Consider the following 26,658-nt stretch of genomic DNA (forward strand, 5'->3'; position numbering starts at 1 on the left):
ACTATACACACCCACACCCACCACCGCAACCCGACAGGTGAGTGTTTTACACCACTAGCAAAACAAGCCGTCAAGCACGGTATGTATTCGGGCTCTGCCGCTGCAACCCCATTGCGTCGTAAATACACGAGCGCGTGTGGAACCTGAACGTCAGGCTCCACACGCGCATCGGATAAGAGCGTTAGTGAGACTCGGCGCGATGGCGGGATACGTCATAGAGAGTAATGCCCACTGCCATTGCGGCGTTAAGAGATTCCATAGCCGAATCAATAGGGATCGATACGATCTGATCGCAGGTCTCCGTCACCAAACGCGAAAGACCCTTACCCTCGGAACCAACCACCACGCACAGAGGCTCAGAAGCGAGCTGTAGATTCGGCAGGTCTATATCTCCCCCACCGTCCAAACCAATCACAAAAATACCCTGCTCTTTTGCCTGTTGCAGCACGCGCGTCAGGTTCGTTGCCATCGCCACCGGAATGCGCGCCGCCGCACCCGCACTCGTTTTCCAGGCGCCCGCAGTCACCGCGGCAGAGCGACGCTCGGGAATAATGACCCCATCTCCACTAAAAGCGGACACACTACGAATAATCGCGCCCAAATTCCGGGGATCGGTAATACCATCCAAAGCTACGAAAAGCGGAGGTGACTTGAGTTTACCGGCATGCCAGCGCTCCATAACGTCCAGTACCAAATCGGTAGCATCCGGGTACTGATAAGGCGGAATCTGCATTGCGATCCCCTGATGCACGGCACCATCCGTCAGGCGATCCAGCTCGCTGCGGGGGATCTCCAGCATGGGCAGGTTCTTCTTATTCGCCATCGTCATAATGTCACGCACGCGGTCATCGACCTCAATACGGCTCATCACGTACAAGTGCTTCGCCGGGATATTGGTGCGAAGTGCCTCCAGAACCGCGTTGCGACCGGTAACAAGTTCATCACTCACGCGCTTGCCGCCCAGACGAGTCTGGAACTTACGGTTCGTACCGGTAGCCGCACGGCGCTCCGCCGCGCGCTTCATCTTATACGCCTTGTGATAAACGCGATCCTCAGCCTTCGGGGTGGGGCCCTTACCTTCCAACGCACGCCGGCCATGACCGCCGGTACCCTTCATCGCACCCTTTTTCTTTGCGGTAGCGCCGGGGCGCGAACCTGCCTTAGCCATATCTGTATCCTTTAGTTCAACGTCTGTCGTGCCCGCTTCGGGGCGAGTTTCGGGGAATGTGTTATGCGTTAAGGCTCCACGTAGAGCCCTGCGCGCCGTCCTTGACCGTAATACCTGTGGCGGCGAGCACATCGCGCATCCTGTCGGCGGTCGCCCAATCCTTCTCGGCGCGGGCACTCGCGCGCTGCTCCAAAATAGTGTGAATAAGCGCATCTAATGCCTGATGCTCCGCACCGGAAGCCCCCGAACCGTCAAGATTCATGAGCGAAATCAGCCCCAGCACATTCGTCATCGCCCACACCGCATTTGCAAATTCAGAGGCGTCCGTACCGGCGGCAAGCGCGGCGTTACCGGCGCGGGTCTGCTCGTGCAACACCGCGAGCGCGCGCGGAATATTCATATCGTCATCGAGCGCATCCGCAAAGTCCTGTGGTACGCGACGATCCTGCGGATTCGGGTCCATAAGCTCCAAGGTAGCGGCAAGAAACGCCTCCACACGCTCGATAGCAACCCGTGCCTCTTCTAATGAAGTAGGGCGGTAATCCAGCACCGAGCGATAATGTGCCGAACCCAAATAATAGCGCACTACCAGCGGGCGAGCCTGCTGCAGCATTTGCACGGGAGAAATGGTGTTGCCGATTGACTTCGACATTTTCTCGCCCTCGTAGGTGACCATACCGTTGTGCATCCAGAAGTTAGCGAAATCATCGCCCGCCGCCGTGGACTGCGCCAGTTCATTCTCGTGATGCGGAAAACGCAGATCCAGCCCGCCACCGTGGATGTCGAACCGCTTCCCCAGGTATTTACCCGCCATCGCAGAGCATTCCAGATGCCAGCCGGGACGACCGCGACCCCACGGTGAATCCCACGCTGCGGTCAGCGGTTCGCCTTCCTTATACCCCTTCCACAGGGCAAAATCGCGGGGATCACGCTTGCCGCGCGGGTCTGCGTCGGTGGAATCCTGCATATCGTCCACGCTCTGGCGGGTGAGCGCGCCATAGTGTTCCCAGGAACGCACATCGAAGTAGACATCCCCAGAATCATCAAGCGCCGGGTATGCGTGCCCGCGGTCGATGAGACGCTGAATAAGTTCAAACATTTCGGGGATATGACCGGTCGCACGCGGCTCATAGGTTGGCGGGTCAATACCCAACGTCGCATATGCGCGCGCAAAAACTTTCTCGTATCGATACGCGAGCGCCCACCACTGCTCGTTGGGGTGTTCCCCAGTGTAGGTGGGCTGTGCAGATTCAACGGACTTCGCCAGAATTTTATCGTCAATATCCGTAACATTGCGCACGGTGGTGACTTTGAACCCGCGGTAGCGCATCCACCGCGCAAGCTGGTCGAAGACCAGGGCGGAACGGATATGCCCCACATGCGGTTCGCCCTGCACGGTGGCACCGCAGTAGTAGATGCGTGCCTCGCCGGGGACTACCGGTTCAAAATCGCGGATGCTTGATGTTGCTGAATCATAAAAACGCATAGTCACAGTACCTAGTTTACGGGGTATAGCACCCGAGTGGCGGGTACCGCCGGATTCTCTTTAATAATCTTCCGTCGGGGGTGGGAACTACACCACCGGGTAAAGGAGTGCGGTAGCAACGGCTGCAACGCCTTCGCCGCGTCCGGTCAGGCCCAAGCCGTCGGTCGTGGTCGCGGTAACGGTCACCGAAGCCCCAGCCGCTTCACTCAGAACACGATTGGCTTCTGCGCGGCGCGGCGAAAATTTGGGGCGGTTACCGATCAGCTGCACGCTGATGTTGCCGACCTCGAAACCTGCCGCTCGCACGATTGCCGCCGCTTCCGAGAGAATACGCACTCCGGATGCGCCCGCCATATCTGGACGATCTACCCCGAAATTACTGCCCAAGTCTCCGGTACCGGAGGCGGCAAAGAGCGCATCGGCGGCCGCGTGCGCAACAACATCGCCGTCGGAATGCCCGCTGAGCCCGCGTTCGCCCGGCCAGTACAGCCCCGCGATCCACAGCTCGGTGTTTTCCTCCCCAAAGGCATGCACGTCTACCCCGGTTCCTACGCGGGGTATAAGGGGGACCTGAGGGGCGGGGCAGTTCTGTGTGCTGGTTGTATCTGTCATGGCGTGCCTTTCATCACGGTTTTGTGTTTAGCCTTTACGAGCAGGCGGATTCCGGCGCGGTTGGGTAAAGTGCGCGCGCTATGCGCAGATCGAGCGGGGTCGTGATTTTGAAAGCGTCGGTATGCCCAGTCACGGTATGTACCTGTTCTCCGTATGCCTCGACCGCCATTGCATCATCAGTAATTTGCTCGGCGACTGAAGCCTCAAGCGTGCGGCTGTGCTCATGCGCGGCACGCAGGGTGTCGATCCTGAAGCCTTGCGGGGTTTGTACGGCACGCATAAGCGCACGGGAGGGCGTGCCGGTGACGGTGCCGTGCGCATCCACGGTTTTAATAGTGTCGATCACGGGAACGACGGGGATAACGGCCCGATGACCGGCAGTCAGTGCTTGGGCGACCGTGCAGAAAACCTGGGGAGGCGTAAACGCGCGGGCGCAATCGTGAATAAGCACCCGCTCGATGGATGGGTTTTCGGCGGCGAGCGCATCGAGGGCGGCGATGACCGATGCGGTGCGGGTGTTGCCGCCTTCCGTAACGAGAGCATCAAATTCGGCAGCATCGGCCAGCAATTGCGGGCACCGGTGTGCGCAGTCAGTCGGAACTGTTACGACGATACGTTCTGCAATACCCGAGGCACGCGCGCGCTCAAGCGCCCAGTACAGCAGGGTTTTTCCGTGCACATCGACGGCGGCTTTGGGCATCTTTTCTTTGAGGCGGCTGCCGGAACCCGCGCCGAGCACGACGATGGCGGTGCGAGCTGTCGGGGAAGCATTCGTGGCTAGAGCCTCTGGATAGTTTTCAGTCACATCTAAGAGGGTACCCGATAGTGCGCTTCTGAGGTTTTGAGATGTTTGCGCAGGTTTATGACGCTGAGTGAGACTCGCAAAGTTCCACGGTGATTTCCCGAGGACGGCATAAAACCGGCGTCATGTGCAGGTCTCATACTGACGATTTGTCATCACATTGCTAAACTAGAGTGCGAGAGTCAAATCTTGTGTCGCTTCTGTGCGCTCGAAGGACTGCGCGTGCAAGGCGGCTTTATATGCACGCACACAGAGTCGCAGGGCTCATCAGAATCTAGGAGGACGCGCCGTGAAGTTCGCCGTTTCCCACTCTCTTAAGCGCGCCGGTGCGGGTGTGGCTATTGCAGCCGCGCTCATATCAGCAACCGGCTGCGGTTATATCTATACCCAGCCGACAACCCTGCAGTATGCTGCATCCGACGGGGTTAAGGCCGATCTTAACGGCGTTGAGCTTCGCAATATCATGATGGTTTCATCCGGCAAAGGCGCGGATGGTCGTCTGCTCGGCACTATCCTGAATAAGAGCGACCACGATATTACCGTTACCTTCGCGTTCCCCAGCGGCGAGAAATCCGTCAAGGTTGCCAAGGGCCAGCAGGTACGTTTAGAAAGCAATGATTCTCAGGTGATCGTGCCGAAGATTTCGCAGACTCCCGGTGAGACCCTGGCGAATACTCAGGTTTCTTCGAACGATCAGTCCACAAACCTGAATATTCCGATCTTAGACGGAACTCTCAAGGAGTACGCTTCCTATATGCCGAATGCGGCGAGCTCGCGTGCATCCTCGCAGTCCTCTCATGCGGCGACTCCCAGTGCCAGCACGCCTGCAAAAACCCCAACGCCGAGCGCATCGGCAACTGCCGTTCCCACGAATACGGCGACCGCTGTGCCTACGGCTCCTGAACCGGCAGAGACTCCTTCATACGACGAATCTGAGGAAGTCCCCGCTCCGGCCCCTACGGCGAGCGTGCCCGTCTACGAGAACGTGCAGTAGCTCTGGTGAGGGTTTCACCCTCTCAAGGTACAGAAAAAGGCTCTTTATATGACATAAAGAGCCTTTTTCTGTATGGAGATGGGCGAGCCTCTACGCCTCAAATTTATAGCCCAGCCCGCGCACCGTAATCACATAGCGAGGTGAGGATGCCTTCGGCTCGATCTTAGAGCGCAGGCGTTTAATGTGCACATCTAATGTCTTCGTATCGCCCACATAATCCGCGCCCCAGACCCGCTCAATCAGCTGGGCGCGCGTCATCACGCGACCGGTGTTGCGAAGCAAAATCTCTAAAAGTTCAAACTCTTTCAGGGGCATGGAAACTTCCTCACCGTCCACGGTGACGACGTGACGCTCCACATCCATACGCACCGGACCAGCCGCCAAAGCTTTCTGATCCTGCTCATCGCCGTGGTCGGGGCTCTGCCTCCGCAGCACCGCCCGGATGCGTGCCATCAGCTCCCGCGAAGAGTACGGCTTGGTCACATAGTCATCAGCACCCAATTCAAGCCCGAGTACCTTATCAATCTCGGAATCCTTAGCGGTCAGCATGATGATCGGAACCGAGGAGGATGCGCGAATTTTCTTGCACACCTCCATGCCGGACATTCCGGGAAGCATCACGTCAAGGAGCACTAAGTCTGGGTCTTCTCTCTCAAAGGCAGGTACCGCATCCAGACCGTTATCGACTACAACGGGCGTAAAACCTTCACGCCCGAGCAGGAAGGACAGCGGGTCATAGAGCGCCTCTTCATCCTCAACAAGCAGAATTTTCGTCATCGTTACCTCTGTTTTAAGTCCTGTAGCTAGTGTAGCTCAGCTCACGAGTTATCGGCGGATTCCAGGATTTCAGGGGTCGAATGGTCTGCCTCGGCAAGCGGCAGACTCAGCGTAAATGTGGAGCCCTCCCCCAGGGTCGAATCCACGGTGACCATGCCACCGTGCTGCGCCATCACGTGCTTGACGATGCTCAGACCCAGACCGGTACCGCCGGTTTGCCGTGAACGGGCCGGGTCTACACGATAAAAACGCTCAAAAATACGTTTCTGGTCTTCCTCAGAGATTCCGGCACCCTGATCTGTCACCGAAATCAGCAGGTTCTCGTGCGAGGTTTCGACCGTGACATCAACGCGGGTATCTTCGGGAGAATACCGCACCGCGTTCTCAACAAGGTTGTGCACCGCGATCCCAAGCAGCTCGGGGTCTGCGTAAACCTCACGGTCGGCGTGGGCATCCGTGTGGATGATAATGTTCTTGGCTTCGGCGGCGAGCTTGGAACGGTCCACCGCCTCCGCCACCAAGCTGTTGATAGACACCAATTTTCCGCTGCCGATCACATCGGCGGACTGCAGACGGGAAAGTTCGATAATATCGCGGACCAGCGCGGTCAGACGCTTTGTTTCCTTGTGCAGACGACTCGTAAAATAGTCGATGGATTCCGGGTCATCGCGGGCTTCCTCAATGGCTTCTGCGAGCAGGCTAATTGCCCCCACCGGAGTTTTCAGCTCATGCGAAACGTTCGCCACAAAATCGTTGCGTACCCGCTGCACACGCGAGATTTCGGTGCGGTCATCGGCGAGCACCAGAATATATTCGTTTCCCACAGGAGCCACACGCAAATCGATCACCAGGGATTCGTCCTCGCCCCGGGCGATCTCAAGTTCTTTTTCCACGAAAATACCGCGGTGCCGCACGGTACGGATCATCTCGGCAAGCTCAACCGAAAGCACAGTGTGCCCGCGCACCAGCCCCATGGCGTAGGCGCCCGGCGAAGCCTGCACGACGCCTCCGACCTCGTCTACCACCACATAGGCACGCCCAATAACCGCGAGCACCTGCGCCGCGCCATCGCTCAGAGCAGGTTCGGCAACGGTCGTGCGATGTCGTTCACGCTCGAACCGCCTCAGAATACCCATGCTCAAAAGACCCAGAGCCAGTCCGAGAACGCCGGAGGAAAAAGCGATAAGACCTGCGTTCAACGGGCGATTCCTTCCTGAAAGTGCCTATCTGATGTGCGGTGTGCATTGTATCTGAAGCGAAAACCTGACCGCTGCAGTGCCGAGGCGCTCTAAAAACGGTGAGAACCCACCGCCCCGGTCAGTTCAACACTACCGGAACGATGGGTTCTCCTACCATGCGCGTTAAATAATTACTTACCCTGGTTTGCGACAGCCGCGATAGCATCCTTCGCAGCTTCAGGGTCAAGGTACTCGCCCGGCTTGAGAGGCTTAAAGTTCTCGTCCAGCTCGTAGTACAGCGGAATGCCGGTCGGAATGTTCAAACCAGCGATATCCTCATCGGAGATGTTCTCCAAATGCTTTACGAGCGAGCGCAGGGAGTTACCGTGCGCCGCGACCAGCACAGTCTTACCGTCGGCAAGGTCGGGCTTAATATCGGATTCCCAGTACGGAAGCATGCGACCGAGAACGTCTTTGAGGCACTCAGTGCGGGGTGCGTTCTCAACATCCGCGTAGCGGGGATCGTTTGCCTGCGAGTAGGGGTCGCTATCGTCCAGCGGCGGAGGCGGCACATCGTAGGAACGACGCCAAGTCATGAACTTCTCGTCGCCGTATTCTTCACGGATCTCAGACTTGTTCTTACCCTGCAGAGCGCCGTAGTGACGTTCGTTCAGACGCCAGGTACGCTTGACCGGAATCCAGAGGCGGTCGGCCGCATCCAGGGCAATATTTGCGGTGTTGATAGCGCGGCGCTGCAATGAGGTGTGCACAATATCGGGAAGGATGCTGCGCTCTTTCAGCAGTTCGCCGCCGCGCTGAGCCTCAGCACGGCCTTTATCAGTCAGATTAACATCGACCCAGCCGGTGAACAGGTTCTTCTCGTTCCACTCCGACTGGCCGTGACGCAGGAGTACTAATTTGTATGTCATAGCTTCTATTTTTTCATGCGGGCGGCGGTTTGTCATGCTTATGCCAGCAACACCACACCGCCATCTTGCCCTATATCTCGCGGTAGAAGACGAATCGGCGCGTAGCGCACCCTGCACGGATGCGCCACGCGCCGAAAAGGTCAAAGTCACCCTATACTCGGGTGAAAGATACGGGCTGCACGCCTTGACGAAACGAGCGCCTAGTAGCGGCGGTTACCGCCCACGGCAGGCCAGACTCCCGCTAGGAAAACACTCGAAATAGTGGCGGCGACCAGCTGGAAAAGTACCACGCTGCTTGTAGCGCTGGGGTTATATGTAAAGCTCAAGGCGCTCAAGGCGCTCCAAATCCCCAGCAGACCAACCGCAGCGGAACAGCCGGTCATAGCCATCCAGAAATTCTTAGAGCGTTTGCCGTTGAACGTGTACATATTCGCGGGTGCCATGACGGACCGCACAAAGGCGAGAATACAAATCCACGCCACCACGAGGGCAAGCACCCCGTCAATAATCAGGGTGGCATAAAACAAAAGCAGAGGAGCAGTCATATTTTCCTTACTGGATGACCTGCTCGATGGCGGTCACCAAATCCTGGTAGAGATCATCAACATTCTCAATGCCGACCGATAGACGCAGCAGCGACGGCGGAATGGAGTCGGGTTCGCTCCCGTGCCGACGACGACGTTCAATCAGGGATTCTACACCACCCAGGCTTGTTGCAGGAGTCCACACGCGCAAAGCCTCCACCACACGCTGCGTTTGTTCATCGCTGGCACGCAAGACCACGCACAGCACCGCGCCGAACCCGCCGTGCATCTGCTTCTTGGCCAACTCATGCCCATTACTGCCGGGCAAACCGGGGTACCGTACCTCTTCTACCGCCGGATGCTCACTCAAGCGCTCAGCCAGCCTCTGCGCGTTATGTACCGAGCGCTCCACGCGAAGCGCTAGGGTTCGCAGACCGCGTAAGCCGAGCCACGCCTCCACGGGTCCGGGAATAGCCCCGTTAGTGATGCGATGGTGCAGCATTGCCTGATATAGGTCCTCGTTCGAGGTGACCGTAACGCCCAGGAGCACATCCGAATGCCCCGCTAAGAACTTGGTCGCAGAGTGAACCACCACGTCAGCACCGAAGGAGAGAGGCTTCTGCAAAATCGGGGTGGCAAAGGTGTTATCGACAGCAGTCACCACACCCAAACGTTTCGCCGCCGCGCAAATAGCGGGCAGGTCGGCGACCTCAAGCATGGGGTTCGTGGGACTCTCCAGCCAGGCGAGTACCTTCGGAGCCGCATAATCCACAGTTTCGGGGGTTACACCGGTGCGGGCGGCAGCATCTTCGAAGGCCGCGATCACCGAATCGGTATCTTCCAGATCGATGCGCACGACCTCAGCAATACCGCGTTTCTGCAAATCCTTGCTCATGGTAATAGAGGCCATGTAGGCATGTTTAGGAATGAGGATAACCGACCCGACCGGTACCAAATCCAGAATCGAGGCAATCGCTGCCATGCCCGAAGGGAATAAGAGACCGTGTGTGCCACCTTCCAACCCGGCGACGACCTCTTCCATAGCCTCCCAGGTGGGGTTGGCGAACCGCGCATACACTTTATCGGAGACGGTATCAACGGTACCGGCTCCACGGTAGGTTGAGGACAAAATAATCGGCGGGTTCACCGGCGCATCATGCTCATGCGCGGGACGGCCACCACTCACCACATAGGTCTCTGCTGACATCTTCTCTTCACTCATGCTTTTAAGAGTGGCACAGCGAAGGCTCACATGCACGCCGAACACCGCAGAAAGTCACGTTCTGGCTCGGCAACGCCGTGAAAACGTTCACCTTCCTTTATCGCGTTCGGCAGGCACGGTACCCTTAGTAGGGTGAACGATTCCCTGCACTACACGCCACAGAGTACGCCCGCGCAGCCGGGTTCAGCGCCCGATCGCCGCGGGCTTTTTATCGTCTTTGAGGGCGGTGACGGTGCGGGCAAAACTACCCAGCTTGCCCGGCTTCAAGCTGCCCTAGAGGCTCAAGGCTACACCGTGATTGCTACCCGAGAACCGGGCGGAACCCCCCTTGGTGAGGCTCTGCGGGAACTCGTTCTTAAACACGGTTCCAGTGAGGTCGATGCCCGTGCCGAAGCGCTGATTTTTGCTGCATCCCGCGCGGCGCATGCGGCGCAGAAGATTCGTCCCGCGCTCGCTGCTGGGGCGGTAGTACTCAGCGACCGTTATCTCGATTCTTCCGCAGCTTACCAGGGCATTGGGCGTAATCTGGGCAAAGATACCATCACGGATTTAAGTCGCTGGGCAACCGAAGATCTGATACCGCACGCCACAATTCTGCTGGATGTTCCCCTCACCGATGAGTCCCAGCGCATGAGCGACCGCGGCACCGTAGACCGGATTGAGGCGGAAGGCGCTGATTTCAAAGCCCGCGTGCACACCGCTTTCGCTGATATTGCGCGGCAGAACGCCGACGGTGCGCACTATGTAGTGGATGGTTGTGGAAGCGTGGATGCGGTGCACGAACGGGTGCTTGAGGTTGTTCGCCCACTCCTGGAGTCCCGAGAGTTAGCCCACGATAACGGTGATACGGATGATAATCTTACCCCCAGTGGTTTCGGGGAGGACGCCCGATGAGCCTGTGGGATGAGCTGATTCTGCCCGCGGAAACGCTTGACCAGCTGCGCCGCGACGCATCCGCCGAACGCCCCACGCACGCCTGGCTTTTTACCGGTGCGGCGGGGGCGCCGCATCGGCGAGCTGCCCTTATTTTCGCGGCAGCATTGCTGTGTGAACAGCCCGATCCTGCCGATCGCGGATGCGGCACCTGTAAGGGCTGTGTGACCGTGCTGAACGGTTCGCACTCGGACTTTACGCATTTTCGCACCGAGGCAATCAGCATTAGCATTGACGATGCCCGAGACCTTGTGATGAAGGCGCAGGATAGGCCGTCGGTTGGGCGGTGGCGCGTGATCCTTATGGAAGACACCGAACGCATGCCCGAGCGCACCTCTAACGTGCTCTTGAAGGCTATCGAGGAACCGCCGCCGCACACGATTTGGCTGCTGACGGCTCCCTCCCCCACCGATGTGCTCGTGACGATTCGTTCGCGCTGCCGCCCCGTACAGCTACCGGTTCCTGCTATCGCCGATGTTGCCGCCAAGCTCGTTGCCGACGGGGTTGAGGATGCGCTGGCACGCCACGCGGCAACCCTCGCGCAGGGTGATGCCGAGGTTGCCGCCCGACTGGCCCACGACCCCGCAGCCCTGCAGCGGCGCGAAACTCTACCGCTTCTCATCATGAACATTCGTTCTATTTCTTCGGCGTATGCGGCAGCGGACAGGCTTATCACGCTCGCGGAACAGGACGCCGCCGAAGCCGCTGCAGCGCGCGATGAGAAGGAACGCGCCGAACTTTTGGCGATCCTGGGCATCACCGAAGGGGCGCGCATCTCCCCCAGCCTGCGCTCGCAGGTGCGGCGACTGGAGGACGAGCAGAAACGGCGTGCGAAGCGCATCCAATCGGATACACTGCTGCGGTCGATGACGGAGATTCAGACGGTGCTGCGCGATGTGCTCACCCTGCAGCTAAACTCCGGGTCTGTCCTCATGAATGAGCATGCCCGGGATGCGCTCGCCGAATTCGCCGCACGCACAAGTGCCACGCAGACCCTGGAACATGTGCAGGCGCTTGAGGTTGTGCTCGGCAGGCTGCATACTAACGCGAACGCACGCCTGCTCATTGAGGGGTTTATGGGTAGGTTTGTTCACTAGCTAGCCGTGTCCCGTCCCCTCATAACAAGAGCCTTGGCATGAAAAAGCGAAGTTTCTAACGCTTTATTCACATCAAGGCTCTTTTTAGCACCGGAAAGAACGGAAGTCGCAGACGCTCCTAGTTCCTAAACCCGTGCACCGGCGAGGGTATCCTGCCGCAGCGAGCGATGAACGCCTCTGAGGATGGGGTATGCACCGGCATAATCGGGGCGCGCCCCAGCAACCCGCCGAACTCGACGGTATCGCCCACGCCCAGGCCGACGGCTGGAATCACGCGCACTGCGGTGGTCTTGTGGTTCATCACACCGATCGCAGCCTCATCGGCAATCATGGCGGCAAGCGTCGCGGCGGAGGTATCGCCCGGCACCGCAACCATATCCAGCCCGACCGAGCAGATCGCGGTCATCGCCTCCAACTTATCGAGTGTAATATGCCCGGCAGCAGCAGAATCGATCATGCCAGCGTCCTCGGATATCGGAATGAACGAGCCGGAGAGCCCGCCCACATGCGAGCAGGCCATGAGCCCGCCCTTCTTGACCGCGTCGTTGAGCAGAGCAAGAGCCGCCACGGTACCGTGAGTTCCCACAGTTTCCAAGCCCATTTCTTCAAGAATATGCGCGACTGAATCGCCGATCTCAGCGGTAGGCGCCAGCGAAAGATCCACAATATTGAAGTACACACCCAGGCGTTCGGCGGCTAAATGACCGACCAGCTGACCCACGCGAGTAATCTTGAAAGCGGCGCGTTTGATAGCCTCGGCGCACGCATCAAAACGCTCGCCACGCACTTGCTGTAGGGCACGCTGCACCACACCGGGGCCGGAAACGCCCACCGAAATAGTGGTGTCTGCCTCCTGTACTCCGTGGAAAGCACCCGCCATGAAGGGATTGTCGCTCACGGCGTTAGCAAAGACCACAAGTTTGGCGCATCCGAAGCCGTTGGTATCTGCGGTGAGGTCAGCCGTTTCACGAATGATTTCGCCCATGCGTTTAACACCGCTCATGTTAATACCGGCGCGGGACGAACCAATATTCACCGACGAACACACGACATCGGTCTCGGCGAGCGCGGCGGGAATAGAATCCATAAGCACGTTATCGGAAGGGGTAGCACCTTTGTCGATCAGCGCGCTGAATCCGCCGATAAAGTTCACGCCCACGGCTTTTGCTGCGGCGTCGAGTGTGCGAGCATACTCAAGATATTCGCTTTCTCCGCTGGCTGCCGCTACCACGGAAATTGGGGTTACGGCAATGCGCTTATTTACGATCGGTATGCCCAGCTCAACTTCGATACCTTCACATACGCTCACCAGGTTTTTAGCGCGGGAGGTGATTTTGTCGTAGATTTTGCTGCGTGCCACATCGCCGTCAGAGTCGGCACAGTCTAGGAGCGAGATGCCCATGGTGACGGTGCGGATATCGAGTTTTTCTTCCTCGATCATGCGGATGGTTTCGAGTATTTGGTCGTTCATCATTGAGGTTATCCCGCGCCTTAGATGCTGTGCATCGCTTTGAAGATGGTTTCCGCTTGAATACGGATTTGCACCTTTTGTGCGTGTTCGACGGCGGTCATAGACTCCTGCAGGTCGATGAGGTTCTGTTCGGTGTCGTCAAAGGAGCAGTGCATAATCATGGTGAAGTACTCGCCCATAATGGTTTGAGAAACGTCAAGCACGTTCACGTGGCGTTCCGTGAGCTTGGTGGTGACGGCGGCGATAATGCCTTCGTGGTCGATTCCGGTTACGGTCAGAATAATTTTCACGGTGATTCCTTTACTCGTGTAAACCCGGTATTCGCACGTTTGCTGGCACGAATGCTTGTTTAGGAATTGTAACGCACGTATAGCTATGCAGACCCGTGCAACATGCTTGAGGCGGCGCTCACGTTCTCGCGGGCACCGCCTCAGTTTGTGGGCTAGTCCAGCCGTCCGTGCGTGTTAACGCCGTGCAGCAGGTCTTTTAGATGCGGTGCCAGCCGCGGTAAATCCCATGTATAGTGCCTGCTGATGGTGGAGACAATATAGTCGCTGAGGTTCAGCCCCAGGCGTTCGGCGTTGCGTTCCAGCTTCTCACGGTCGGCTTGGGTACCCCTGCGCTGTTCGGATGGCTCGCGCAGGTAGTCCACCAGCGCGGGAATTGCGCGGGCGCGTTTCGTGGCAGAGTACCCGGGCGCCTTGATTTTGACCATATAGCCCGTAGAGTCACGGATAACCCAGCCCTCAGCGTTGCTGGTACGTGCATCCTGGAGCAGGCGGGTGAAATCGGCGTCGTCTTTGAGGGGAATTTCTTCGACCGTAGAAATACGCACGGGGCCGTGCTCCTCGGTGGGGCGCGGCTGCGCGAAGGCTTTCGGCGAGAGCCACAGGTCTTCAAAGCGGGCCGGTTTCACCCTGAACTGCGCGGTGTTCGCAATCAGATCGAGCAGGTAGAGCGTGACGTTTTTATAGGGCACGATGTGCGGGTCGCGGAACGGATCGACCACCTCAACGGTTAGGGATGCATCCATGCGGGTGAGCGCTTCGGTGAGCCGGGCGCGTTCTTCCTGGGTGAGGGCGGCGTGCAGGATGCTTTCGGCATGGCGGCTGTAGGCGGTTACCCCGCTCTTGCTATAGACGGCGAGCATACCGTCGAAAACCGTGATAATCGCTAGGTATCCGTTCTCTTTGGCGCGTGCAACGGCAGGGTAAGTGAGGCGTTTGCGAACTTGCGCTTCGCTCTCATGCCCGGGCTCGTCCATATTGAAGAATTTTTCGTACCCGCGCCCCACAATTTTGCCGGTTTCGGCGTGGATAAAGAGCCCGCGCGCTTTGGCTGTGGTCTTATCCCAGGCACCTTTGTAGAAGGCTTTGCGCGTGAAATTGCACGCGAGCACTCCCGCAGGTTCGGTTGCGCGCACGTTCACGTTGGGGTTGGCACGCATCTCCTCTAGCAGGCGATGCCCGTCGTTGAGGGGTTCTGTGGCACCGTTTGCGGTATTTTTCGAGGCGCCCGCCGCCCTACTCCCCGAGGCGTAAGGATCGGGGATGAGGGAGCTCGATGGAATTTTCACGATTTCGCGCTTCCATACGGCTTTTTCGGGTACACCGGATGCGCTGTCCTCGCGGCTGAACACCACGGCGCTCAGCTCACCGCCGGTAAATTCGACGCTGCTTTCTAACGGAATGAGATTACTGTACCCTTCTGAACCGAGTGCCGCCGGGCGATGACCGTAAATTTGGGTGATACCGGCGGCCCGACTTAGGTTGTTGAGCGTGTCTTCGTAGCCTGCGTACTGGGTTTTACCCGCCCGCGCCTGCGGATACGGATTAGAACCCAAATAGAACGTTTCATCTGCATACAGCCCCGTGAGGTACCCCTCCCCCACGTCTTCCAACATGCGATGGGAATCCGCGAAGAGCTGCGGCGCAACCCCGGCGTGGGTCACGAAATAACGCTCCTGCCCGAGAGTAAAGGGCATCATATTCACGGCGGTGTTGAGCATAGCGATCACTCGGCTGTTGTACACGCCGTGGGCGGCGAGAGCATCCAGGGTTTCGCGGGCGTCACGGTAGCGGCGCACGCCCCTAATAGTGTGCATGATGGAGCGTTCGTGGTTGCCCATCACCAGGTGCACGTTGGGCAGGGTGCCAAGGGCGGGTTCGAGAATGTCAAAGACCTTTTCGGGGTTCTGTCCGCGATCGAAGAGGTCACCGGCGAATATCCAGCAGATGTTTTCATCGCTCAGCCCGGTTTCGGGTGAGAGAGTGTCGATGAGTTTTTCGAGTTCGCTACCCATGCCCTGAATATCGCCGACCACGACTACTTTATGGTAGTTATCGAGCGCGCGCACCGGGGTGAAGAGTTCGGCGAAAACCTGGTTGGGGGCGATGTACCCGGCGACCACATCCCGGTAGTTTTTGAGGATGCTGTGCCAGTTCTCGCGCAGCTCGCGGTGGTTGTTGTAGGCGGTCTCGATAACCTCTTCAGGTACGCGCTTGGTGTATTCTCGGGTTCTGTTGCGCGCATACAGCTCGTCGAGGGTGAGTTCGCCCTGAAAATCGATGAGGTATGCGGTGTAGCAGTATTTGCGCGCGAATTCGAGGAAGGTTTTCATATTGCGCAGCAGCACGTTCATATTGTCGATAAATACGGTGTTGCCGTGCCGCATATTTTCTTCCACGCAGTCGTTCACCCGGCGGATAGCCTTCGATTCGGCGCTGGTGTTTTGTGATAGAGCTAGCGCGGGCTGATTATCGAGTGTGTAGGTGATGTATCCGCATTTGCGGCGCTCGGCATCCCAGGAATGCGTCAGGTCTGCGAGCTCAGGATGCGCGGCGATCCAGGTGCTCTTACCGGCACCTGCCGCACCGGCTAAGAGGAAGATTTTACGTGCCATCGGTGCTGTCTTTCTTCGTCGTCGGAGGTTGTGGTTGGGTAATTTATGTCAGGGTTTTGCCGGATATTCCATTCCAGTATCTCTGAAATATTTATATGTTACATCTGAAGGTGCACCGAGGCACGAAAGAATATATCTAAAAATTATATTCTTAATATTTTAGTTCCATGAAGCTAAAACTCTTGTTCCAGCAGAGAAGGTAACCAATTTTTTACAGTATCCCACACGATATCGAGGTTTATATCAAAGTACCCATGAGCCAACCGGTTCCTCATATTTCGCATGCTGCGCCACGGAACCTCAGGAGTCGTACGAGTATAGTCTTCGTAATTATCCATGATTTTTATTGCAGCTTCGCCGATAATAATAAGATTTAGGATAACTGCCTGTTGAGTCTTTTTATCTTTTAAAAACTCTTGATGAGTCATATTTTCCGTAAAAGAATATGCATCACCGGCTGCCTGTTGTATGTGCTCTATGTAATCAGAAAGACGATTTTTGCTCATCATTACACCGGCTGAGCCTCAGCAAGTACGCGTTCACGGAATTTATGGGGCAAATCTTGGGGAGTGAGAACTTCTACTCGGGTTCCAAGTGCCTGCACCAAATCTGCTTCCAGATCTCCGAGATCTAGAAGAGTAGCTCCAGGCAGAGCATCCACGAGGACATCAAGATCGCTCTCCTCATGATCGGTACCATGTAGAACAGAGCCAAAAACACGGGGATTTACTGTAGGATATTTTTTCACAATCTCGCGTATAGCACGCCGATGTGTTTCAAAAGCTAACGAAGGCCGCATAGCGCTACTCCTTTCTTAAGATACAAGTCTTATAGTAAATACTCACAAACTTGCTCTCAATATTCCCCACACAATAAACACGCTACACATACCGGGCGATATACACTTCGCCCTCCCCCGTGATGGTGGCGGAGGTGGCATCCCCAGCATGCAGGACCGACTCGGTGCCGCGCAGCGTTATGTTCTGCTCGCCCACAGAAATCGTGACCGAACCCTCCACCACCAGCGCGGCAGAAGTGCCTTCAAAGGTATATTCAACTGGTTTGTCAGCGAGCACCCGTATATGCTGCACGCTCATGCGTTCATCCCACATGGCGTATTGTTCCACGCCCAAGCCGTTCGCCGCCGGGCGCTGTAGTACCGGCGCATCCTGATGCTCGCCGAGCACCTTAATAAGTTCTTCCGCATCAATATGCTTTGGGGTAAGACCTGCACGCAGCACATTATCCGAGGGGTTCATGAGCTCAATCGCCGTACCAGAAACATATGCATGCACCTGACCATCCGGGGTAAAAGCAGAGTCCCCAGGCGCAAGGTTCATCAGGTTCATCACAAACGCGACGAGTAGCCCTTTATCACCCGGATACTTCTGCGCCACCAGGTTCACTAGGTCGGCGGCATCCGACACCGTTGCAGAGACACCATCCTGTATAACCAGCTTTTGCGCCGCAGTTACCAAACCCGCTATGGCGCGGTCAGCAGCATCCTGCGGAAGACGAATGATCTCGGTCAGCAATTGCTTCGGGCTTAGCTGCACGCGAGAGCTTAGCCAATCGGCACCAAAAGCTTCAGCCAGCTCCTGCAGCTCACCCTGCGGGCGCACGCCCGTCAGTACCTTCATGGGGGTTAAGGCAATTACGTTCTCAGGTTTAGAGTACCGGTCTTTATAGTTACGATACGGTGCATCAGCCGGAATCCCGCGCGCCTGTTCATCTTCGAACCCGGCGAGGGCCTGCTGCGGTGTAGGGTGAACCTGAATCGACAGCGGAGCATCGATAGCCAAAATCTTAAACAGGAACGGGAACCAATCGCTCACGCGGTCAGGGCGCAAAAAACGGTCCGGATGCGCCGCCACCAGCTCGTTCAACGGCGACACGGACCCATCGACCATGGCCTCAGACGGAGCCGCAGGATGCGCCCCCACCCAAACCTCAGCCTCCGGCTTTTCTGTGGGTACGGGCACACCGCGCATGCGACCCAGAACTTCGTGCGAACCCCACGCATAATTCTGAATCTTATTCTTCAACGGAAAAATTTCGCCCATGTCGTCTTGGCCTTTCTAGGAACTTTTACACGCAACATCACCAAAACTACGGTATACGTGATATAAAACCCATAAAATTCAGGGAATTCTCTGGATACTCCCACCAATTATAGAGGTACATTTCGAAGATATACCCGCTAAAATAAACGAGTGACTACTATTAACCTCAAAGACTCATTTAAGGCGTACGACGTTCGCGGTATCGTCGGCGAAACTATTACCCACGAAACTGTGCGTGCAACCGGCGCCGCTTTTGTTGATGTGCTCGGTCTGGCTGGTCAGACCGTTTTGGTGGGCGGTGACATGCGCCCCTCCTCCCCCGAATTCATGGATGCATTCGCTGAAGGTGCCACCGCACGCGGCGCAAATGTCCAAAAAATCGGTCTCATTTCAACCGATGTGCTCTACTTTGCATGCGGTATTGAGAATGCGGCAGGCGTTACTTTCACCGCAAGCCACAACCCTGCCGAATACAATGGCATGAAAATGGCTAAGGCCGGGGCGGTGCCTGTATCCTCCGAAACCGGTCTTTTCGATATTCGTGATCTTGCCCAGAAGTACCTCGACAAAGGCTCTATTCCTACCGTTGAGAATCCCGGCGTCGTCACCGAAAAGGACGTTCTCAAAGCCTACGCCGAGTACTTGCGTAAGCTCGTAGACCTCTCCAATATCCGTCCCCTCAAGGTTGTTGTGGATGCGGGTAACGGCATGGGCGGTAAGACCACACCCGCCGTCTTGGGAGATGCTCTTCTGCCTGCGCTTCCGCTTGAGATTGTGCCCCTTTACTTTGAGCTTGACGGCACCTTCCCGAACCACCCGGCTAACCCGCTTGAACCCGCTAACCTTGTTGATCTGCAGAAAGCGGTTGTTGAGCACGGCGCAGACATCGGTCTTGCCTTTGACGGCGATGCCGACCGCTGTTTCGTGATTGACGAGAAGGGCAACGCGGTTACTCCCTCCGCCATTACCGCGCTCGTGGCAGAGCGTGAAATCGCACGCGCTAAGGCGGAAGGCAACGAACAACCGGTTATTATCTACAACCTCATCACGTCCAAGGCTGTACCCGAGCTCGTCGAAAAGCTCGGTGGACGCGCCGTGAAAACCCGTGTGGGTCACTCCTTCATCAAGGCAGTCATGGCTGAAGAATCCGGTATTTTCGGCGGTGAGCACTCCGCGCACTACTATTTCAAGGACTTCTTCAACGCAGACACCGGCATGCTCGCCGCGATGCACGTGCTCGCGGCTCTCGGCGGCGGTAACCAGGCGCTCTCCGAGATCAGCGCCAGCTACTCCCCCTATGTCGCATCCGGCGAGATCAACTCCGAGATTGAGGACAAGGCAGCCGCTGTGGACCGTGTGCGCGCGCACTACGCTGGCGCGCCTGTAGAAGTCGAAGACTCCGACGGTACCACCTTCACCAACACCGAAGAAGGCTGGTGGGCGAACCTGCGGCCTTCCAACACTGAGCCGTTCCTGCGTCTGAACCTTGAAGCACCGGATACCCCCACAATGGAGCGCGTGCGCGACGAGATTCTGGCTCTGGTGCGCCAGTAGTTCTTTGAACTCACATTATTTTGGGCGGATGCCGATTATTATCGGTATCCGCCCTTCTTCTAAGCATTACTGGTGCTGGGTTATACGATCGCCTTATAGCCCTGTCGCGTTCCCTATTCCGTATCCAAACTTTTACACGCCAAAATAGCCTTTATGAGCGTAGCATCCACTGATCCGGCCCAAAGATCTCGTAATTGATATTCTGCGCCGGTACACCTGCATCCACGAGAGCGGAACGTACGCCCTTCATGAACGGCAGCGGACCGCACAGATATACATTCGCTTCCGCAGGTACGCCCAGCTTTGCGATGTCCACACGGCCACGGTAATCGCCAGTTTCTTCGTCTTCTATGAACGAGATGAGCTTGCCGTGAGGAAGTTTTTCGATCAGCTCGGTCATTTCCTCACGCAGCGGCCATGTATCAAGGCGACGGTCAGCGTGAACCACGGTTACCTGACGCTGAGAACCGGACTCAATCAGCTCATTGAGGAAGCTAATCATAGGGGTTACGCCGATACCCGCCGAGAAAAGGTAAAGGGGCGCATCCGCAGAGCCGAAGCCCTCCAGGGTGAGGTCACCATAAGGATTGGAAATCTCGACGACATCGCCAATCTTGAGCCCGTGAATGATCGAAGTCATTTCGCCGTTCGGATCGAGCTTCACGCCGATACGACGCTGGTTTTTATCGGACGGAAGCAAGGTGTATTGGCGGGGCTGGCGCAGACCATCACGTGCCTTCGTAATAATGGAAATGTACTGACCTGCTTTCGCCTCAGTCATGGGGGTGTCATCGGCAGGTTCAAAGGTCAGCACGACCACGTTATCGCCGGTTTCTTGGCGATCAACAACTTTGAAGGGGGCGTGGGTAACATTATTTGCCTGGGATGCATAGAGTCCCTTTTCGATCTTGATCAGGGCGTTCGCCATGAGCCAGTACACTTCACTCCAGGCATCCACGACCTCTTCAGTTGCTGCTTCGCCCAGGTCTGCGGCAATCGCCTCAAAAAGATACTTGTAGACAGTCGGGTATTCATTCTCTTGAAGCCCTAAGGACGCGTGCTTATGCGCAACACGGGAAAGCACCTCGTCAGGGTAGGAATCGGGGTGCTCCATAATGTAGGAAGCGAAGACCGCAATGGAGCCAGCAAGCGCCTTCGGCTGGGTGCCTTCGAGCTGAGACGACCGAGAGAAGAGCCCATCCATCAGGTCTGGACGGGCGGCGAACATACGCTCGTAGAAGTCTGGTGTAATGTGCCCGATACGCTCTGCGACAATCGGCAGGGTTGCCTCGATAACTGGGCGTGATTTTTCGGAAAGCATGAGGGATGTGCGCCTTTCTTTCTTAGATTTTCGTGATATTTTGTTTGTAAACCTTTTTTAGATTATCACCTTTTATTGTTCGCTAAGATGGTGTTTTCTTGCGGCGTGAGATACTTAGAATGTCTTTATGTCATATAGTGTGTTTTGTATAGTGACGTTTATGTGATTATTTTCACCGCGATATACCGTGATGTGAATAAAAATAATTTTGTACCCTGACGCTAGGTTTCACGCAGGGTGAACAGCAGTGTTGTTCTACAACGTATAAACTGGCATACCAGTCACCTGCCCCTCTTACGGAGGCGGACTCAGGTCACATACCTGCCTTCTTAAACGGACACCGGGCACATACGGTCAATGTATATTCTTACGGTGCCAACCCTTGACAGAGGCAAGCTATCAAAAGAGAAAACTCCACGCTTTCACGGTTTATCCGCTACTTTCTCTCGCATAGTGCATCTACTCTCTGAGCAACAAACATTTGTCACCCTGAGACTTTAGTCTTTAATGCGATGCTACGGCGGTCCGGGGAGGTACGGGCGGCAGCTCTCGCTCCGTCGGTTCGTGAACGAGCGGCCCCAACCCCAGCTCCACAAAAACGGGTCCAGCAGGCCGCGCTCCGGCGGGAAGTTCAGAGATAACAACGTCATCAACAGAAGCGTAGAAAGCTTCACGGGCGCGGGCTAAAACCGTTCGCAGACGACAAAAACTATCTAGGGGGCAGTTGCCGTTTTCGTCTTCGCATTCGATCATAGGAATATCGCCCTCGGTACTACGAAGTACCTGCCCCACGGTCGCTTTGCGCCCCGTCTCCGATAGCAGGACGCCGCCGGATCGCCCACGGGTAGATTCAAGCAGCCCTTGATTGACGAGGAACGCCACAGATTTTGCGACGTGATTATAAGGGGTTCCGACTCCCTCCGAGATCCTCTGAGTCGAGAGTTTTTCCCCTTCCTGCAAGGAAGAAAGAAGCATCATAATACGTAGTGATACGTCTGAAAAAGCCGTCAGGCGCATGCTTCGTATCTCCTTTCAACAGTTTATTGAGGGCTAATAATATAGGGTTTGTCCGTTCTACCGGAAAATTCTAGTCTTCGTACCACCCGCACGAAAATTAGGTATGGCTTTACTGCACACAAAATGCGGAGTCTGTATAGCAATATTTTAAGGCATTGGTGGATATTTACACCTTTTCTGCATAAAGTGTGCACCATCCCACACACCTGAGTATGCCATATCATGCTGTACGCGCTGCACACCCGATCGGTGGGATGTGCTTTACAACAATGTAAGAGCAGGCTTCCACAAACGGTGGGGTGGGATACGCATTGTCAGCGCATCCCACCCCACCGTGATGTCATATTGTCGAATGTTCCTTAGTCTTCAAGAGACTTTGCCAAGGCGTCACGCTCAGCCTTGACCTCTGCGGGGAGCTTATCGCCGAACTTTGCCAGCCATTCGTCAATGCCGGGCAGCTCGGCCGCCCATTCATCCTTTGAAACGGCGAGTGCCGCGTTAAGTTCTTCATCGCTAACGCTCAGACCGGTCAGGTCGAGGTCTTCCTTCGTGGGTACGGTGCCCAGGAAAGTCTGCGTGCCGCCGCCCTTGCCGTCGAGGCGGTCGAAGATCCACTTGACCACGCGGGAGTTCTCACCAAAGCCGGGCCATGCGAAGCTGCCGTCGGGAGTGCGGCGGAACCAGTTCACGTAATAGACCTTCGGCATGTTCTCGGCGCCGTGCTTCTTACCTAGATCGATCCAGTGCTGGAAGTAGTCGCCCGCATTGTACCCGATGAAGGGAAGCATTGCCATGGGATCGCGGCGAACCACACCAACGGCGCCCTTTGCGGCTGCTGTGGTCTCAGAGGAGAGGGTGACCGCACGGAAGACGCCCTGCTCCCAGCTATCGGACTCGGAGACCAACGGCACGGTAGTCTTGCGGCGACCACCCAGCACGATGGCGCTCAGCGGCACGCCCTCGGGGTCGTAGTACTCGGGGGCAAGCATATCCACCTGGGATGCGGGGGTGCAGAAACGCGAGTTGGGGTGCGCTGCGGGACGCCCCGATTCAGGGGTCCAATCCTTGCCGGTCCAGTCGGTCAGGTGCGCGGGTGCCTCGTCGGTCTTGCCTTCCCACCATACGGAGCCGTCATCGGTGAGTGCCACGTTGGTGAAGATAGTATTGCCCTTAGAGATTGCCTTCATGGCATTGGGGTTAGTGGAGTAACCGGTGCCGGGCGCCACGCCGAAAAGACCCGCCTCGGGGTTAACGACGCGAGCCTGGTGGTTCTCATCAAATTCGATCCACGCAATATCGTCGCCGACCATTTCGGCCTTCCACCCGTCGATGGTGGGATCCATCATCGCAAAGTTGGTTTTACCGCAGGCAGAGGGGAATGCGGCGGAGATGTAACGGGTAACGCCCTCAGGGTTGGTGACCTTGAGGATGAGCATATGCTCAGCCATCCAGCCCTCATCATGACCAATAACCGAGGCGATACGCAGTGCGTAGCATTTCTTACCCAACAGCGCATTGCCGCCATAACCCGATCCGAAGGACCAGATTTCGCGGGTTTCGGGGAACTGCACAATGTACTTCTCAGGGTTGCAGGGCCAGGGCACGTCTGTCTGCCCGGGCTCAAGCGGGGCGCCTACGGAGTGAAGCGCCTTCACGAAAAAGCCCTGAGTTTCGTTCAGTTTTGCGAGCACATCCTTGCCGATAGTTGCCATGATGCGCATTGAGCACACCACATAGGCGGAGTCGGTAATTTCGACCGCCATCTTGGGGTTCTTTGCTTGCAAAGAGCCCATGACGAAGGGAATGATGTACATGGTGCGCCCGCGCATCGAACCTTTGAAAAGGCCGGTGAGAGTCTGCTTCATCTCCACGGGGTCACGCCAGTTGTTAGTGGGACCGGCTCCTTCTTCGGTCTGTGAGCAGATAAAGGTGCGCTCTTCCACACGTGCCACGTCGTCGGGGTCAGAGAACGCTGCATACGAGTTGGGGAACTCATGGTCGCTTAGGCGTATAAAAGTACCTGCATCGACCAGCTCTTGGGCTAGCCGGTTGTATTCCTCTTCGGAACCATCAACCCAGTAGATACGGTCGGGCTCGGTGAGTGCTGCAACATCGCGCACCCAGGCTAAGAGCTCGGGGTGGGTTGTGGGAGCGTTCTGCAGGCTCTTTTCAAGTTCTGCAGAAAGAGTACCGGTTGAGATGTCAGTCATTGACCTATTTCCCCTTTGAGTCTTGAGAATTGCCGGGCACCTCACTGGCACGGCAGGCAGTGTGTTGTGAGGATGTTTTAAACTAACGAGGGCGTGTAGCTTCCTTAAATACACGCCCGTGGAATTTTCCACATCCTCGTGTTCATCTAGAATAGCGCATTTAGCTGATGAGTCGAGTATTTTATATTCGACCCCCTACAGCACTCTTGTTCTTAAGTTGGTTTACCTGTGGATGCGGCATAGCTTCACCGAATAATCCCGAGCGTTCCCACGAATTCCAAAATTTTTTGAAAAATTTTCCCACCCCGCAAAAACATTGAAATTACGCGGTTTTTATGCCGTTTTTAGGAACTTTGTGAGTAATAGTTGAGGGTTTTTGTTAGAACTAACACTCTTTTTCGACTTGCGCGCTATCAAGGGTGCCCGTATAGTATTGTTTGTTGCTGCGACGGGTGGTTATAAGCCCGGTCGCGAGGAGCATGCGCCTGTAGCTCAACGGATAGAGCGTCTGACTACGGATCAGAAGGTTGGGGGTTCGAATCCCTTCAGGCGTACGAACGAAGCCTTTCCTGTCAAGGAAGGGCTTTTTTGCTGTCTATCAAAGCCTGCAGACGTGACAGTTTGAAAGTCCTCGGCGAGTAATCGCCGGGGATTTCGCCGTTTCTATACCCTAAAACAACTATTGAATAGCGTATAATTGACGAGTATAGAGAACCACGATCCGATCCTTCTGAGTCACAACATGCAGGCATTCACATCTACAAACAGCTTCACCTCAGGCACTATACCCATGCCTTCAGAAGCGGTGACTATCGGGGGTCTCAACACAAAACCAGCCTATGAAATTTCGGCTATCCATACGATCAGTGCAACCAGACGCATCGCGTAAATACTTTGGTCTGCCCCTCAGTTTCCGGTGTGCCACCAGCTCTAACACCGCTTTTATCTGCTAGGGGATTAAAAACACCGTCATCCCAAGACAGGCTTCAAAAATACCGGTAATCTGGATACACCCCAATTTTCCAGGGAAAGTATTTCAACAGCGAAGGAGCGTCAACATCATGGTTCAGCTCACAATACCGCAATCCCTAGTGGGTTCCCTCATAGATATTGCTCAGCTAAAAGATATTACATACTATCCGGCAAATCACCGATGCGCCCACTGGGCAGTCTATAGCGAAGATCAGACCGAACTTCTGTGTCCTTGTGCACCCGCCGAATCTGCATCCGTCGAGAAGCTGTTCAGCGCCGCATCCGAGATACTGTATAAGAATTTTCGACACCGTATTGAAAACGCCGACGATATTGTTTCTTTCTCAACCCAAGAGCACGAAGAAGTTAGTGCAGCTCAGGCCGACGAGGTTGTCACCGGTTCTCTGCCACTAGTTCCCGAAACCACGATTGGCGCCGCGGTGGATGCTCCCGCCGACATGATGGAGGAACCTGCGAGTGATGATAGCGCAGATACGACCCAGACTGGCCCTATACCCGTTCCTACGGTGCCCACTCCCCTAGAGCAGGCCCAGCCGGTACCTTCCCATGAACAGCCGCAAGTTCCCACGCCCGGCATCGCCCGCATGCCTTCTCCCGCGATGTTCAAGAAGAAGAGCACACTCACCTATACTCCTCCGCGCATTGAAGAATACCTGCAGCAGCTGCGCACGAACCAAGCAGCACAGTCCTCAGCGGAAAATACAACCCCACAACCCGAGACGGCTTCATCACAAACACCAAAGCCAGCTGGTTCACAGACTTCAGCATCCGGTGCGCAGCCTCCCGCACAGGTATACGGACACACGCAGAAGACCGCGCTGCCTTCTTTGAATGATCCCATCACCAAGGCCGAACGCACCGCCAACTATCGTGTAGATCCGGGACGGTTGGAGACTTTCAAAAAAGACAATATCGATCTGGTGACTATCCGCGAAGTTATCACACTGGGTCGCGCCGAACGCATTAACGGTTGGATTATTCGGTTCCGCCACAACGATTACCGAGTCGATGTCAATACAGCGTCTATGACCGTTATCACCGCCCTTGATGAGTTTGATGATTTTGATGGACGAAGCGGCACAGAATACAGCCCCGAAGCCGCTCGCGAGCTTCTTGGCGTCCCCGATATTACCGCCTGCGATTTCACCTCCGGCGCGCAGAATTATCTTAAAACCCACGGCGGCGAGGCCTTCGATGCTATGGTCTCCGCCATTAGCTCCCCCGAAAAGGTACGGGTAAACCTCGATTGGACGCGCGAATATCACGGAAGCGGTATACAGGTTACAATTTCGCCCGATAACCGCATCGTCATGAGTATTCGACAATCCGCCACAGATACCGACGCCAACGGTGCTGAAGATACCCCGGAAAATTCTCTAGAATCAAACGTCACGGCCTCATAGGG

The 26,658-nt window shown here is 56.1% G+C and carries 23 protein-coding genes and 1 tRNA gene; 6 read left to right on the forward strand and 18 right to left on the reverse strand.

All coding sequences use genetic code 11. The features are described from left to right. Positions 1 to 181: 181 nt before the first annotated feature. The 4 genes from rlmB to ispD all read right to left on the reverse strand — a co-directional run bounded on the left by rlmB (position 182) and on the right by ispD (position 4,071). Entirely contained in the window at positions 182 to 1,168 is a 987-nt protein-coding gene (rlmB, locus tag HMPREF2958_RS01045; protein WP_070695885.1) for a 23S rRNA (guanosine(2251)-2'-O)-methyltransferase RlmB, read from the reverse strand. 61 nt (positions 1,169 to 1,229) lie between these two features. After that, complete coding sequence (gene cysS / locus HMPREF2958_RS01050) at positions 1,230 to 2,660, reverse strand: cysteine--tRNA ligase (protein WP_070695886.1); 1,431 nt, start codon at positions 2,658 to 2,660, stop codon at positions 1,230 to 1,232. An 81-nt stretch (positions 2,661 to 2,741) separates the two neighbouring features. Beyond that, a complete protein-coding gene (gene ispF / locus HMPREF2958_RS01055) occupies positions 2,742 to 3,266 on the reverse strand; it encodes a 2-C-methyl-D-erythritol 2,4-cyclodiphosphate synthase (protein ID WP_070695887.1) in 525 nt (174 codons plus the stop codon). 34 nt (positions 3,267 to 3,300) lie between these two features. After that, positions 3,301 to 4,071 (reverse strand): 2-C-methyl-D-erythritol 4-phosphate cytidylyltransferase, encoded by a 771-nt coding sequence (ispD, locus tag HMPREF2958_RS01060; protein WP_070695888.1) that lies wholly within the window; start codon positions 4,069 to 4,071, stop codon positions 3,301 to 3,303. A 286-nt stretch (positions 4,072 to 4,357) separates the two neighbouring features. Here ispD and HMPREF2958_RS01065 point away from each other — a divergent pair, with 286 nt between their 5' ends. Beyond that, the gene (locus HMPREF2958_RS01065; protein WP_037232124.1) at positions 4,358 to 5,062 is read left to right on the forward strand and encodes a hypothetical protein; all 705 of its coding nucleotides are present in this window, start codon (positions 4,358 to 4,360) and stop codon (positions 5,060 to 5,062) included. Between the two features lie 90 nt (positions 5,063 to 5,152). On the opposite strand, the gene HMPREF2958_RS01070 is transcribed toward HMPREF2958_RS01065, so the two are convergent. The 5 genes from HMPREF2958_RS01070 to HMPREF2958_RS01090 form a co-directional block, all read right to left on the reverse strand. Then, positions 5,153 to 5,839 carry a response regulator transcription factor gene (locus HMPREF2958_RS01070; protein WP_004006589.1) on the reverse strand — a complete coding sequence of 229 codons (687 nt, stop codon included), beginning with the start codon at positions 5,837 to 5,839 and terminating at the stop codon, positions 5,153 to 5,155. Positions 5,840 to 5,880: 41 nt separating this feature from the next. Then, positions 5,881 to 7,038 (reverse strand): sensor histidine kinase, encoded by a 1,158-nt coding sequence (locus tag HMPREF2958_RS01075; RefSeq protein WP_070695889.1) that lies wholly within the window; start codon positions 7,036 to 7,038, stop codon positions 5,881 to 5,883. Positions 7,039 to 7,208: 170 nt separating this feature from the next. Continuing rightward, the gene (locus tag HMPREF2958_RS01080) at positions 7,209 to 7,946 is read right to left on the reverse strand and encodes a phosphoglyceromutase (protein ID WP_070520904.1); all 738 of its coding nucleotides are present in this window, start codon (positions 7,944 to 7,946) and stop codon (positions 7,209 to 7,211) included. 200 nt (positions 7,947 to 8,146) lie between these two features. After that, positions 8,147 to 8,491: a DUF2516 family protein gene (locus tag HMPREF2958_RS01085; protein ID WP_070520825.1), complete on the reverse strand. Its 345-nt coding sequence runs from the start codon at positions 8,489 to 8,491 to the stop codon at positions 8,147 to 8,149. Positions 8,492 to 8,498: 7 nt separating this feature from the next. Beyond that, complete coding sequence (locus HMPREF2958_RS01090; RefSeq protein ID WP_070536715.1) at positions 8,499 to 9,692, reverse strand: trans-sulfuration enzyme family protein; 1,194 nt, start codon at positions 9,690 to 9,692, stop codon at positions 8,499 to 8,501. Between the two features lie 132 nt (positions 9,693 to 9,824). Between HMPREF2958_RS01090 and tmk the strand changes: the two genes are divergently transcribed. Both tmk and HMPREF2958_RS01100 read left to right on the forward strand, forming a co-directional pair. Then, complete coding sequence (gene tmk, locus HMPREF2958_RS01095) at positions 9,825 to 10,586, forward strand: dTMP kinase (RefSeq protein ID WP_246827974.1); 762 nt, start codon at positions 9,825 to 9,827, stop codon at positions 10,584 to 10,586. Continuing rightward, positions 10,583 to 11,722, forward strand: a complete 1,140-nt coding sequence (locus HMPREF2958_RS01100; protein ID WP_070695890.1) for a DNA polymerase III subunit delta' — start codon at positions 10,583 to 10,585, stop codon at positions 11,720 to 11,722. Before tmk ends, HMPREF2958_RS01100 begins: the two co-directional genes overlap by 4 nt. A 118-nt stretch (positions 11,723 to 11,840) precedes the next feature. On the opposite strand, the gene HMPREF2958_RS01105 is transcribed toward HMPREF2958_RS01100, so the two are convergent. The 6 genes from HMPREF2958_RS01105 to manA all read right to left on the reverse strand — a co-directional run bounded on the left by HMPREF2958_RS01105 (position 11,841) and on the right by manA (position 18,158). Further along, positions 11,841 to 13,196, reverse strand: a complete 1,356-nt coding sequence (locus HMPREF2958_RS01105) for a PFL family protein (RefSeq protein ID WP_013398474.1) — start codon at positions 13,194 to 13,196, stop codon at positions 11,841 to 11,843. A gap of 17 nt (positions 13,197 to 13,213) precedes the next feature. After that, complete coding sequence (locus HMPREF2958_RS01110; RefSeq protein ID WP_004006581.1) at positions 13,214 to 13,483, reverse strand: ACT domain-containing protein; 270 nt, start codon at positions 13,481 to 13,483, stop codon at positions 13,214 to 13,216. Between the two features lie 152 nt (positions 13,484 to 13,635). Continuing rightward, positions 13,636 to 16,095, reverse strand: coding sequence for an RNA ligase (locus HMPREF2958_RS01115; protein ID WP_070695891.1), 2,460 nt, complete (start codon positions 16,093 to 16,095; stop codon positions 13,636 to 13,638). A gap of 173 nt (positions 16,096 to 16,268) precedes the next feature. Further along, the gene (locus tag HMPREF2958_RS01120) at positions 16,269 to 16,601 is read right to left on the reverse strand and encodes a HepT-like ribonuclease domain-containing protein (protein WP_070696126.1); all 333 of its coding nucleotides are present in this window, start codon (positions 16,599 to 16,601) and stop codon (positions 16,269 to 16,271) included. 2 nt (positions 16,602 to 16,603) lie between these two features. Further along, on the reverse strand, positions 16,604 to 16,894 hold the full coding sequence (locus HMPREF2958_RS01125; RefSeq protein WP_013398471.1) for a nucleotidyltransferase family protein: 291 nt from the start codon (positions 16,892 to 16,894) through the stop codon (positions 16,604 to 16,606). An 82-nt stretch (positions 16,895 to 16,976) separates the two neighbouring features. Next, complete coding sequence (gene manA / locus HMPREF2958_RS01130) at positions 16,977 to 18,158, reverse strand: mannose-6-phosphate isomerase, class I (RefSeq protein WP_070695892.1); 1,182 nt, start codon at positions 18,156 to 18,158, stop codon at positions 16,977 to 16,979. Positions 18,159 to 18,308: 150 nt separating this feature from the next. Here manA and HMPREF2958_RS01135 point away from each other — a divergent pair, with 150 nt between their 5' ends. Beyond that, on the forward strand, positions 18,309 to 19,712 hold the full coding sequence (locus HMPREF2958_RS01135; protein ID WP_070695893.1) for a phosphomannomutase/phosphoglucomutase: 1,404 nt from the start codon (positions 18,309 to 18,311) through the stop codon (positions 19,710 to 19,712). A gap of 151 nt (positions 19,713 to 19,863) precedes the next feature. On the opposite strand, the gene HMPREF2958_RS01140 is transcribed toward HMPREF2958_RS01135, so the two are convergent. The 3 genes from HMPREF2958_RS01140 to HMPREF2958_RS01150 form a co-directional block, all read right to left on the reverse strand. Next, entirely contained in the window at positions 19,864 to 21,033 is a 1,170-nt protein-coding gene (locus HMPREF2958_RS01140; RefSeq protein WP_070695894.1) for an FAD-binding oxidoreductase, read from the reverse strand. A 504-nt stretch (positions 21,034 to 21,537) separates the two neighbouring features. Next, a complete protein-coding gene (locus HMPREF2958_RS01145; protein ID WP_070695895.1) occupies positions 21,538 to 22,050 on the reverse strand; it encodes an RrF2 family transcriptional regulator in 513 nt (170 codons plus the stop codon). Between the two features lie 359 nt (positions 22,051 to 22,409). Further along, entirely contained in the window at positions 22,410 to 24,260 is a 1,851-nt protein-coding gene (locus tag HMPREF2958_RS01150; protein ID WP_070695896.1) for a phosphoenolpyruvate carboxykinase (GTP), read from the reverse strand. A 481-nt stretch (positions 24,261 to 24,741) separates the two neighbouring features. Between HMPREF2958_RS01150 and HMPREF2958_RS01155 the strand changes: the two genes are divergently transcribed. Together HMPREF2958_RS01155 and HMPREF2958_RS01160 are read left to right on the forward strand one after the other, a co-directional pair. Then, positions 24,742 to 24,814, forward strand: a tRNA-Arg gene (locus HMPREF2958_RS01155). Between the two features lie 507 nt (positions 24,815 to 25,321). Next, a complete protein-coding gene (locus HMPREF2958_RS01160; protein WP_070695897.1) occupies positions 25,322 to 26,656 on the forward strand; it encodes a hypothetical protein in 1,335 nt (444 codons plus the stop codon). Positions 26,657 to 26,658 lie beyond the last annotated feature (2 nt).

The sequence above is a fragment of the Rothia sp. HMSC036D11 genome, from assembly GCF_001814205.1.
Lineage (GTDB): Bacteria > Actinomycetota > Actinomycetes > Actinomycetales > Micrococcaceae > Rothia > Rothia dentocariosa.